Source organism: Frankia sp. CgJB1 (assembly GCF_977947065.1).
The window spans coordinates 1-11,321 of record NZ_CDWTNB010000131.1; the positions used below are offsets into that span (position 1 = coordinate 1).

The 11,321-nt window shown below is 72.8% G+C and carries 11 protein-coding genes and 1 pseudogene; 6 read left to right on the forward strand and 6 right to left on the reverse strand.

All coding sequences use genetic code 11. The features are described 5' to 3' along the window. Window positions 1–243 precede the first annotated feature (243 nt). The 5 genes from AC08OT_RS14640 to modA all read left to right on the forward strand — a co-directional run bounded on the left by AC08OT_RS14640 (window position 244) and on the right by modA (window position 4,842). Window positions 244–2,052, forward strand: a complete 1,809-nt coding sequence (locus AC08OT_RS14640) for a hypothetical protein (RefSeq protein WP_476594526.1) — start codon at window positions 244–246, stop codon at window positions 2,050–2,052. A gap of 128 nt (window positions 2,053–2,180) precedes the next feature. After that, window positions 2,181–2,609: a VOC family protein gene (locus tag AC08OT_RS14645; protein ID WP_462187028.1), complete on the forward strand. Its 429-nt coding sequence runs from the start codon at window positions 2,181–2,183 to the stop codon at window positions 2,607–2,609. Window positions 2,610–2,825: 216 nt separating this feature from the next. Continuing rightward, window positions 2,826–2,981, forward strand: coding sequence for a hypothetical protein (locus tag AC08OT_RS14650; RefSeq protein WP_462202678.1), 156 nt, complete (start codon window positions 2,826–2,828; stop codon window positions 2,979–2,981). A 225-nt stretch (window positions 2,982–3,206) separates the two neighbouring features. Next, window positions 3,207–3,725, forward strand: a complete 519-nt coding sequence (locus AC08OT_RS14655; protein ID WP_476594527.1) for a flavin reductase family protein — start codon at window positions 3,207–3,209, stop codon at window positions 3,723–3,725. 322 nt (window positions 3,726–4,047) lie between these two features. Continuing rightward, window positions 4,048–4,842, forward strand: coding sequence for a molybdate ABC transporter substrate-binding protein (modA, locus tag AC08OT_RS14660; RefSeq protein ID WP_476602921.1), 795 nt, complete (start codon window positions 4,048–4,050; stop codon window positions 4,840–4,842). Between the two features lie 111 nt (window positions 4,843–4,953). Here modA and AC08OT_RS14665 read toward each other — a convergent pair whose 3' ends face one another. The 4 genes and pseudogenes from AC08OT_RS14665 to AC08OT_RS14680 form a co-directional block, all read right to left on the reverse strand. Then, window positions 4,954–5,568 carry a class II glutamine amidotransferase gene (locus AC08OT_RS14665; RefSeq protein WP_476594041.1) on the reverse strand — a complete coding sequence of 205 codons (615 nt, stop codon included), beginning with the start codon at window positions 5,566–5,568 and terminating at the stop codon, window positions 4,954–4,956. A gap of 188 nt (window positions 5,569–5,756) precedes the next feature. Further along, window positions 5,757–6,122, reverse strand: coding sequence for a WD40 repeat domain-containing protein (locus tag AC08OT_RS14670; RefSeq protein ID WP_476594040.1), 366 nt, complete (start codon window positions 6,120–6,122; stop codon window positions 5,757–5,759). A 58-nt stretch (window positions 6,123–6,180) separates the two neighbouring features. Then, window positions 6,181–6,777, reverse strand: a pseudogene (locus tag AC08OT_RS14675) (WD40 repeat domain-containing protein); the annotation flags it as partial. After that, window positions 6,681–7,778: a WD40 repeat domain-containing protein gene (locus AC08OT_RS14680; protein WP_476602922.1), complete on the reverse strand. Its 1,098-nt coding sequence runs from the start codon at window positions 7,776–7,778 to the stop codon at window positions 6,681–6,683. The gene AC08OT_RS14680 and the pseudogene AC08OT_RS14675, both read right to left, overlap by 97 nt. A gap of 156 nt (window positions 7,779–7,934) precedes the next feature. Here AC08OT_RS14680 and AC08OT_RS14685 point away from each other — a divergent pair, with 156 nt between their 5' ends. Further along, window positions 7,935–8,600, forward strand: coding sequence for a hypothetical protein (locus AC08OT_RS14685; RefSeq protein WP_476602923.1), 666 nt, complete (start codon window positions 7,935–7,937; stop codon window positions 8,598–8,600). Here the strand turns inward: AC08OT_RS14685 and AC08OT_RS14690 are convergent. Continuing rightward, window positions 8,488–9,510 carry an ATP-binding protein gene (locus tag AC08OT_RS14690; protein ID WP_476602924.1) on the reverse strand — a complete coding sequence of 341 codons (1,023 nt, stop codon included), beginning with the start codon at window positions 9,508–9,510 and terminating at the stop codon, window positions 8,488–8,490. The genes AC08OT_RS14685 and AC08OT_RS14690 overlap by 113 nt on opposite strands. Window positions 9,511–9,578: 68 nt before the next feature. Beyond that, window positions 9,579–11,321, reverse strand: a 1,743-nt coding sequence (locus AC08OT_RS14695) for a hypothetical protein (RefSeq protein WP_476602925.1), incomplete at its 5' end; no start/stop codon positions are given.

Below are 11,321 nucleotides of genomic sequence, written 5' to 3' on the forward strand. Positions count from 1 at the left end.
GCGTGGAGAAGTAGTCGACACCGGTCAGGCACATCACCCGCCACCACGGGTGCAGCCTGTGCTCGCCGGACGGCGCGGCATGCGGGCCGGCATGCCGCTGTGCCCGGTCGGTGCCCGCCAGCATCCAGGAACGCAGGCGACGAACGCTGTTCGTGCTCGGTGACGGCCAACGCGGGACACACCTTCCAGACGGCGCGCGGCGCAGGGACACCTCCCCCCGCCGGGAGCGGGAACGACCGGGCCGTGGGAACCTGGGCGCGGACCGGCCTGCCGAGCATCCTCCACACCCCCGACAACATCCCACGGGCGTGTCATCTCACGGGTATCGCGGCAGGTAGCCGGCCGGACCTCATCGGACGCCAAAGCCTGCCGCAGGACAAGGAAGCCGGCAATTATGGGCACTATGCCGGCCCGAACCTCGCGCATGGACCCGACGCCGCTTCGATGCGCGCCACACCGAGTCTCCCCCGACCCCGGCCTGCTCGACTCGGCGCACGTCGGTCGGGCGACGGCCGGGCGGTGACCACCCGGGAATTCACCGTCGTCGAGCAGGAGATCCGGGATGCTTTTGCGCTGGGACGCCGGGTGGATCTGGCGGACCGGGTTGTCCGGACGGTCGTCCTGCGCGATCTGCTGCTCGGGACGGACGACGGCGAGCCTGGGCCGTCGGCGGCGCTGCGCCTCACCCGCGCCCGGATCGTCGGCGAGCTCGACCTCTCCCACAGCGTCCTTGGATGTCCGGTCCGGCTGCGGGACTGCGTCTTCGACCATCGGGTGAATCTGTACGGGGCGAGAACCCGCCAGCTCGATCTCACCGGTACGCACTTCCGCGGAATCCTCGCGTCGAACGCCGTCATCGAGGGCAACCTCCGGCTCTTCGACTGCCGGTCCCGCGGACCGGTTATCCTGGTCGGCACCCGGATCAACGGAGCGCTGCTGCTCTCCGGCGCCCGCTTCGAGGGCCCCGGCTCCGCCCTCGACGCAACCCGGCTGCACGTCGAGGACGACCTCCTCGGTGGCCCCTCACCGGACGGCCGGTACCTGTCGGCCCTGCGCTGCGACGGGGAGCTGAGGCTGAACAACGCTGTCGTGGGCGGATCGGTGCGGTTGGAGGGAGCCCACCTGAGCAGTCCCACGGGCACCGCGCTGGCGGCATTCGACCTGAAGGTCGCCGCAATGCTCAACTGCTGTGAGGGGTTCCACGCCCAAGGGACCGTGAGCATCGCCTACGCCGAGGTGGGCAGCCGGGTCTGCCTGGAGGGAGCCCGCCTGGACGGCGCGCGCCCCGGCGACGACAGCCCTGACCGCGGCCCTGACCATGGCCCTGACTGCGGCCCAGGCCACGGTGCCGGCAACAGCGCCGGCAACAGCGGCTCGATCGCGTTGAACGCCCACCACCTCACGACCCGGGAGCTGGTACTTCTCCCGGCAGCGGTGCCTCGGGGAGCCGTGGATCTCAGCCACGGCGTGATCGGCCTGCTGCGCGACGATCCGGCGACCTGGCCCGCCGTGCTGCGCCTCGACGGGCTGCGCTACGACAGCCTCGGTACGTTCGGGGAAGGCGACGAGCGGCGGCGGTGGCTGCGCCTCGACCCCAGCGGCTACCGGCCGCAGGTGTACGAACAGCTCGCGGCCACTTACCGGGCGCACGGCCACGACGCCGACGCACGGATGGTTCTGCTCGCGAAACAACGGCATCGACGCGAGACTCTGGCGCCGGCGGCGAAGATATGGAGCCACCTGCAGGACCTGCTCGTGGGATACGGATTCCGCCCGGTGCGGGCCGCCTCGTGGATCGCGCTTCTGGTGGTGGCCAGCAGCGTGCTGTTCGACCTACGGCCGCCGGCGCCGGTCGACGACACCGCCGCGTCGGCCTTCCACGCCCCCGTCTACACCCTCGACCTGCTGCTGCCCCTCATCGACTTCGGGCAGGAGCAGCACTTCACCCCGCGCGGCGCGACGGTCTGGTTCGCCTACTTCCTCATCGCCGCCGGTTGGGCGCTCGCGACGACGGTCGCCGCCGGGATTACCAGGACGCTGCGCGGCGGTTGACGCCGGACCTGGACGGCCGTCAACGCGTTGCGCGCGCTCGTGGGGAACCGGAGCCGACCGCGGCCTGCTCCCCGTCACCGCCCCCGGTGGTCGACGACGGCGGTCCGCGGACGGGGCAGACTGGCCGGGTGGAGGTTCTCAGCAGCCGCATCCTGCTCCGGCCCACGGATCCGCAACGCAGTCACCGCTTCTACCGCGAGACCCTCGGGCTGGCGGTCTACCGCGAATTCGGGCCGCCGGAGGAACCCGGGCTGGTGTTCTTCCTCGGCCAGGGCCTGCTGGAGGTGTCCGGGCGCTCGCCGCGCCCGGCACGGCCGGTGGGCGCGGGCGGGGAACCGGTGGGGACGGCGCGGCTCTGGCTGCAGGTGCGTGACCTGGCGGCCGAACACGCCCGGTTGAACGCGGCGGGTGTCGTCATCACCCGGGAGCCGCGGCGTGAGCCGTGGGGACTCGACGAGATGTGGATCGAGGATCCGGACGGCGTCCCGATCGTGGTCGTGGAGATCCCGCCCGATCATCCCCTGCGCCGGGACCGGAGATCCCTCGCCGACGGCTGACGCGCGGGCCCGTCGGGACGGCGGGGCTCACCCGGACGACCCGGTGCACCCTCGTCGGGGTAGCGCAGACCGCCGCCCTGGCCTACGTGTCCACCCGGTTCCTGGCCCGCTGGTTCGAAACCCGCACGGCGACCCGCGGCGCCCCTCCGGTCCGGCGCCCGGCTGTGGTCTGATCGGCCCGTTGACCGACCATTGGGATAGATTTAGTGTAGAAAGGTGCACTGCACCCGGCGGGACACGGCGACCCGGTGGAACACGGCGGACGCGCAGGTGTCCGGTTATGTAACCGGTCGCGACCAGCCGCGGCTGTGCCGTCGCCACCACGTCGACTTCGGTCACAACGACAGCGACCTCTGTTCCCCCGGTAACTGATGTCCTCCGGGTGACTGACTCTTCGGTCTCTTCGGTCGTTCGTCTCGTCGGCAGCTCGCGCCGTACTGTGGATCATCGGCCGACGGCAGCACCGGAACCGGAAGGCGGGAAGCAGACCACCGCGCCACGACCCACCCGGCAGGATTGATCCGCCGAGGCGGGAAGGCGTCGGCGCGCTCGTCACCTGAGCCCTCACTCGTCGCCTGAACCTCGGGAGCATCCAGCATGACGGCCTCGCTTCGCCAGACCCAGGGTCCGCTCAGGGCGCGCGCCGTCGACGGCGACCTGTTCCGAACCGTCTTCCGCGGCCATCCGGCCGGCGTGGCCGTCATCACCGCCGACGCGGGCACGGGACCCGTCGGCTTCACCGCGACCTCGCTCGCGTCGCTGTCCGCCGAACCGCCGATGGTGGTCTTCGCCATCTCCTCCGGTGCCTCGTCGTGGCCCCATATGCGGGTCGCGGAGACCTTCATGGTGAACCTGTTGTCCTCCCAGCAGGAGGAGGTCGCCCGGCGTTTCGCCCGCAGCGGGATCGACCGGTTCGCCTCGCCGACCCGCTGGACCAGGCTGCCGACCGGCGAGCCCCTGCTCGACGGGGGACGGGCGTGGCTGCGCTGCTCCGCCCGGCCACCCGTCGAGGCCGGGGACCACTTCCTCATCATCGGCCAGGTCCTTGAGGCGGACACCGACCCGGAGGCGTCCCCGCTCATCTACCACGACCGGACCTTCCACGTCCTGCCGTAACCCAGCCCGCCGTAACCCGGCCTGCCATCCCCGCGGCTTGCCCGAGGAGCACGACCGGCTCAACCGGCTCGGCACCGCTCTCGACCCTGCCCTCGGCACCGCTCTCAACACCGCCCGCCGAGCGGGGCTCCGGTCGCCGTGGCGCAGGCCCCGGCCGCGCATCGGCACACTACGGAACAACCCGCCTGTTCACCGTGCAGATGCGGAACTATCATGCACAGAGTTTCGCATCTGCGGATTATCTCAGCGACAGGGTCCGCGGCTACGGAAACAGGACAACGGGTGAATGGGTGGAGGAACGGGACACGTGAGATTTCGCAGGATGAAGACGGCAGCCCTGGCGGTACTCGGCGCCGGGCTTCTCGCGACCGCCGGATGTGGCAGCGACGGCGGCGCTGCGGCGACGCCCTCCGCCACGGCCAGCAGCGCCGCGAGCGGAGTGCGGGGGACCGTCACGGTGCTCGCCGCCGCCTCGCTGACGAGGTCGTTCACCCAGCTCGGCAAGGACTTCGAGGCCGCGAACCCCGGATCGAAGGTGACCTTCTCCTTCGCCGGCAGCTCGCAGCTGGCCCAGCAGATCACCTCCGGCGCCCCGGCCGACGTGTTCGCCGCGGCGAGCCCGGCCACGATGAAGACCGTCACCGACGCCGGCGACAACGTCGGCGCGCCCAAGGTCTTCGTCCGCAACCAGCTCGTCATCGCCGTACCGAAGGGCAACCCGAAGGGCATCACCGACCTGCCCGCCCTGACCAGGCCGGGGGTGAAGGCCGCGCTGTGCGCCGAGCAGGTGCCCTGCGGAGCCGCCGCGAAGAAGACGCTCGCCGCCGCCGGGGTGAACCTGACCCCGGTCACCCTGGAGCAGGACGTCAAGTCCGCACTGTCGAAGGTCACCCTCGGTGAGATCGACGCCGCGCTGGTCTACCGCACGGACGTCAAGGCGTCGGCGGGCAAGGTGGACGGCGTCGAGTTCCCCGAATCCGCCAAGGCGATCAACGACTACCCGATCGTCGCGCTGAAGAACGCGCCCAACGCCGCCGGCGCCACCGCGTTCGTCAACTTCATCCTGTCCGACAAGGCGAGCACCGTACTGACCAACGCGGGATTCCAGGCCCCCTGACCCCAAGCCCCGCTGATCCCCGACACGGTCATCCCGTGGTGGAGCAGGCGGACCCTGCACTTCGACTTCGCCTGACGAGGTTGCCCCGAACCTCCTGCGTGAAAATCGGCGTTAGGCGGCGGTCGCCGCTGTCCAGGCTTCGTCGGTGACGATCTCGATGCTGAGGGTGGCCTTGTAGCTGTGGCCATGGATCCGGCCTCTGGCGGTGTTGGCGGCGTAGACGGAGATCGCGCGTTTGACGACGCGGGGGCTGACCCGTAGTCGCCGGTCGGGCATCGGCCGGGCCAGGACGGCACGGCCGATCTTCCCGACCAGATCGATGACGCTGTCCTCGATGACCCCGGCGGCCTTGACGAGCTGGTCACGGGCGGTCTCGAGGTCCAGCGCCTCCAGGTTCTCAATCACCCCGTTGTGGGCGAAGATCCGGCCGTCCTGGACGAACGGGTGGGTGTTGCGGAGGTCGACCGCGCCGGTGGACGCATGGCGGACATGCGCGACGAAGGTCGTGGACTCGACGTTGCGGGCCTCCCGCGCGAAGGCGGTGTCAGCGCGGCCCGCGATCGGCTGTTTCGCCAGGTACGGCTCGCCGTCCCCGTCGAACGTGCCCAGGCCGGCCCCGTCGGGCGGGCGGACGTCCCGCCCCCGCGGGCTGTCCGTGGCGTCCAGCAGCCAGAACGTCGCGCTCACCCGCTTGCGCCCACTGCTCATCGCGAACATGTGGCACATGGCACCGTCCCCTAGACCCACCCCGTCACCGGGGCGACAAGGTCAACCGTCGGCCCCGCAGCTCTCGGTAACCCCGCCGGCCCGGTCCCCGTAAGGACCCGACCAGCAGCACCGGGAGCCTTCCCCATGCCAGGAGGTGGCACCCATCCGCCGTGCCACGGGCCGGCCTTGCCGCCCGGCCCGCCGGGTCAGAAGGTCCACAGCTTGACGGTGGCGTCGGCGCCGGCCGACGCGAGCTTCTCGCTGCCGTCCGCCAGCCGCAGGGATGCCAGCGCACGAACTCCGTCAGTGTGGTCGACGAGCGCGGCACCCACCTGGGTATGCGACACCGGGTCCCAGAGCCGGATGGACCGGTCGTCCCCTCCAGACGCCACCAGCGGCTCCCCACCGCCGGCGAGGGCCGCCACCGCCCGCACACCGGCGGTGTGACCCCGCAACTCTCCGACCGCGGTGGCCGCCACCGGGTCCCACAGCCGCACAGCCGCGTCGTCTCCGCCGGAGACCAGCAGCCGGCCGACCGGCGACCACCAGCGCGGCCAGGGCGCGTACCGCACCGTTATGCCCGGTCAGCGGCCGCCCGAGCGCCGCGCCGGTCAGGAGATTCCACAACCGGACGGTGCCGTCGTCGCCGCCTGAAGCGATCATCGGGACGCCGGCGACGAGCGTGACGACCGCGAGCACAGCACCCTCGTGGCCGCGCAGGGGCTGGCCGACCGGCTGCCCGGTCGCCGCGTCCCACCGCCGCACCGTCGCGTCGACACCGGCCGAGACCACCAGCGGCTGACCGGGCTGCCCGCCGGCCGTCACCGCCCGCACGGCCCCCGAATGGCCCGTCAGCGGCGCCCCGACCGCCATCCCGGTCACCGGGTCCCACCGGCGCACCGTCCGGTCCCCACTCCCCGAGACCACCAGCGGACCGGTCGTCGCGCTGCCGGGTGGGGCCGCGACCGACAACACCGCCCCGGTGTGACCCAGCAGCGGCTCACCCACCGGCTCGCCGTCAGCCCTCCACAGCCGCACTGAACGGTCCTGGCCGGCCGAGGCCAGCAATGCATTCCCGCCGGCGAGCCCGCCCACCGCGGCGAGCGCCAGCACCGGACCCGCGTGGCCGGTCACGGTCTGCGCGACCGGCGCCGACCGTTCCGGCGTCCACAACCGCACCGTGCTGTCGACGGAGCCAGACGCCAGCATCGAGCGCCCGTCCGGCATCGGGACCGCGGCCAGCGCGGTGACACCGGACTCGTGGCCGGCGGGTGGGGGGCCGACCTGCTGGCCACTGGCAAGATCCCACAGCACGATGTCCCCCCCCCCCCGTCGATGCCGGCCGCGAGCAGCGTCCGCCCGTCCCGCAGCGGCAGCGCGGCCAGCTCACGAACGCCGCCAGGCAGGACGCGCGGCAGCCCGACGGGATCGAGGGTTCGCACGTCCCGTAACACCACGAGACGGCCGAAGCTGTGGGCCAGCAGCGGCTGGCCGTCGGCACCCGGCACCACCACCGCCGCCCCCAGCTCCGCCCCGGCGTCACGCGCAACCTCGGTCATGTGGGCGTGCTCGTCGGTCAGCCAGTCCATGCTCCACAGTCGCAGGGCGCCGAAGGCACTGGCCATGACCAGGTGAGCCCTGCCGTCCAGGTGAACGACGCTCAGGCACCTCAGCAAGTCGAACTGGTCCAAGGGGTGCCACGGCAGCCGGGCGACGACGGACAGGGCGGGCAGGTCCAGCAGGACGACCGATCCCTCGTCCTCGCCGAAGATCAGCAGCCGCCAGCCGTCAGCAAGGTTGAGCTGCGTCATACACCGCCCCTGACCGGGCACGGTCGGCCCCACCTGCTGGCCGGTGTCAGCGGCCCACAGGCGGATGTGCGACTCGGTGTGGCTCTCGTGCGGGCCGTCCTCGACGTTCACAGCGGTCCCGGTGGCCACCATCCGGCGCCCGTCGGGCAGGACGAGCGGCGTGACGGTGCCGACGAAGTCGTCCGGCTCCAGACTGATCGGTTGCCCCGCCGACTGCCCCTGCGGGGTCAATCTCACCAACTCGGTACCTGGTGCGGCAACGCTCGCGAAGACCAGCACCCGGCCGTCGGCCATCGGCACGGACCCGACGCCGAACACGTGGAAAATCTGTGGCAGGACCCGGACTGTGGCGCCGGCCTCCCACCCGTCGAACGCCGTTGCCATCGCCCACCCGTCGTTGTCGTCGAACGCATCCACCAGAGCGCAGGTAACCCAAGATCACATTACTCGGGCGGCGCGGCGCCTGAGCCTGTCGAGCGGGACCTGCCCTCGTCGGCTGCCGGACACCTTCGGCTGTTGCGACTCGGACCCGGGCCGTCATTTGGGCCTGATCACCATGGCCGGCTCGGTATCGTGCGAACCGACAGGTTGGATCACGAGAGCGTGGAGGCGCAGGTGGTCTTCGACTACACGACCGAGTTCCCGCGCGAGGACCCCAACGTGGTGCCGAGGTTCACGCGCAGCTTCCACCACCAGGACTGGTTTGACGGCGTCAGCACGGTGCAGGCCGAGCGGAACGGAGCCGAGGAGGGGTTCAACCTCCGCTTCCACCGGATCGAGAGCGACCTGGACGGGCTGAGCGCCGACGGCCGCGTGTCGCTGACCGAGCTGGCCCGGGTCCGGGCGGACCTGCACGACCTGCTCGGCGAGATCCGTACCGAGCTGCGCCGGCTCGACACCCCGTTCAGCGAGGCCTGGACCACGCCGCCGCTGGCCGGCACCTGGCGGCGCGCCACCACCACCGACGACCTGCAATTCAACCCGCCCGGCTACCTGAAGGACCGGTCCGGCGTGGTCCACCTGCGCGGGGCGCTGACCGGTGGTGCGGAGGCCACCGTCGCCGCGTCACTGATCTTCACCTTGCCACCCGGCTACCGGCCGAGCACCCGGCAGATCTTCAGCGTCTTCAGCTCCGCGGGCACCACGCGCATCGACGTCCTCGACACCGGCGCCGTGGTCGCCCGCAGCACCCACGGCAGCTTCCTGTCGTTGGACGGGTCCACCTTCCGGCCGGACTGACGGGTCCACCTTCCCGCCGGGCCTGGGAGCGCCCGGTCCTCACCGCAACGTCCACGTGCCGCGGAACCGTTCGGTGACCGCGGCACAGAGGTCCTCGCCGACGGCGGTCCGCGCCGACGGCGGTCCGCGCCGGCGCGCCCGGCGGCCGGGCATGGGCACCCACAGCCAGCGCAACCTGGTAGGCCAACGCCTGGCAGCGCGCCGCCCCGAGTCCGGGGTCGGCAGCCCACGCCGCCACCACGGCTGCCAGCACGACCAAGCCCAGGGCGGCGAAGCCGGCCTTCAGCCCGACCTCGATCTCCGGTGCGGACAACGGTGGCACCGCGAGGGCGGGGACGCCGCTCGGCCCAGCACCGCTCGGCCTGGCACCCGGCCAGGCCGGTGCCGCCGTGCCTACCGCGATCACCACCGGACCCGGACCGCCCGGAACGGCGGCCAGCACCGCCTGCCAGCCGTCCGCGGGCAGCTTGTGCACGTCGTCGAGCACCCAGGCGTGGCCGGCCCGGCCTAGATGCCCCACCAGCCGGCCCACCGGCACACCCGGGATGCCGGCACGGCGCCGTCCCGGCAGGTTGTCCAGGTAGTCACGCACGCCCATCGGCGCCACCGCCCGGGTCACGGCGTCCCAGCCGTCCGGCGCGGCGCCCAGACCGGCCAGCGAGACCGCCGCGTCCAGCAGGTGCTCAGCCGCCGTCCACCGCCGGTCGCAGGTGGTCGTCACCGCCGAGCAGCCAAGGTCGAGCAGGACCTCCTCCACCAGCGACGACTTGCCGGCGACGGGCCGCCCGTGCACCAGCACCAGCCGCGGGGAGTCCCACAGCAGCGCGGTCAGCGCCGCGTGCAGGCCCGGCCGGGGTCCACGGGCCCGGCCCGGCCGGCCGAAGGGGTTGAAGACCTCCTCGACGTTCACCCGCGCCGGATCCGGTCACCCGCGGCGGACGCCGGTCCGGCGGAAGCGGCGGAACACCCGGGCCGTGGTCACCGGCAGCGGGTCACCGGCAGCGGGTCGGCGGTCCCGTCGCCGTCCACGTCGAGGTGGCGGCGCCGGATCGCGAACGTGTTCGCCTGGATCCCGGCCGGCACGGTCCGCTCGACCACGTTCATCAGGAACTCGTACTGGTCCAGGTTCAGCGTCGCGCCGGCCGGCAGTTCCAGCCGTACCTGGTACGGGTCGGCCAGCTCGCTGCTCCGGTAGGCGAGGGTGACCAGCAGCGTGATCCCGGTGCCGGCCGGGCGCACCATCGCCGCGGAGCCGCCGGAGTCGATCGCGGCCGGCAGCCCGGTCACCGGCAGCGCGTGCCAGCTGACGCCGGAGGTCCGCCGGCCGGACAGGTTGAGGCCGCCCAGCGGCAGGCCGCGGGTGGACACCACGACCAGGACGTGGTTGGTCTCCAGCACCGCTATCGCCACGGCCGCGGCCAGCCCGTGCCCGGCGAGCGCCTGCACCAGGTCGAGGGCCTCCCGTGCCCCGTCGCCGGCACGCCAGAGCGCCCCGATCGACAGGTCGATGCGCAGCGTCGCGACCTCGGAGTCCGGGACGGATGCGGCCTGCGCGGCGAAGTCCGACTCCGGGGTGGCCACCGCGAGCCCGGCCCCGGTCAGCACCGCGACCAGGCCGGGTGCCGCGACGGCTTCCCAGGACCCGCGCTGCTCGCTGCCCCGAACCACCTGCCACGGCGGGTGCCCAGCCGCCTGCCACGCCCTCAGCGCCTCGTCCAGGGCCAGGTCAAGCGCGGAGCGGCCCACACCGTCGCCGAGACCGGCGTTCACCGCGGCGGAGGGCGACGCCTCCTCCCATGGGGTGTCCGGGCGTCGGACCATGCCGCCCGGACCGAGGTCCGGCCACACGGTCGCCGTTGCGCGGGCGCGGTCATAGGCCAACACGGCAGGGCTCTGCGGAGAGTCAACGCCGGAGAGTGCCGCGAGGTGGGTCACGCTCCGCCGTCCCACCTGGTGGTACGCCGCGAGCACCGGCACACCGTCGGCGAACGACGACCACAGCTCCACCCGGCCGGCATCCCGGTCGACGCCCAGCACCTGGTCGCCGGGCAGCGCGGCCAGCAGGGTGAGCCCCGGCCGCCACCCCGGCCGCTTCCAGCGGACGGTGACCTCCAGCCCACGGTCGTCCGGCCGGAGACGAAGGGCGAGCAGGTGGAGGTCGCCGCTCACGCTGTCGTAGCGACGAAGGGCGAGCAGGTGGAGGTCGCCGCTCACGCTGTCGTAGCAGAGCACGTCGTCGTGGCCGCCGCCCGGCGCCGCCACCGGAGCCAGGTGCGTCCAGCGGCCCAGGCTGGGGCCGTCCACCGCCGGCAGGGAGCCCTCGACCGCCAGCACGGACAGCGAGCCGGTCGTCCGGTGGTACAGCAGGAGCACGGGACCGCTGCTGCCCGCCAGCCGCATCGGCACCGCGTGTGTCCAGGCGGGCAACTGGTCGCGGGTGACGACTGCGTCGATGGACAGGCCATCCTCGCCCCTGGTCACCTCGACGACCAGGATCGACCGTTCGGCCGGGTAGGTCAGCACGGCCCGGCCGAGCCGATCTCCGCCCGGGCCTTCGCCACCGGACCCGCCGGAGTCCTCACGCAGCACGACGGCGTCCTCGGCGCCCGGCGGGAAGCCGTTCTGCGCAAGGACCTGGGTCCCGCCGCGGGCGTCCACGGCGGCGACCGCCAGGCCGCCGGCGTGCGCCCGGCCGAGCAGCACCAGCGGCAGTCCCGACCC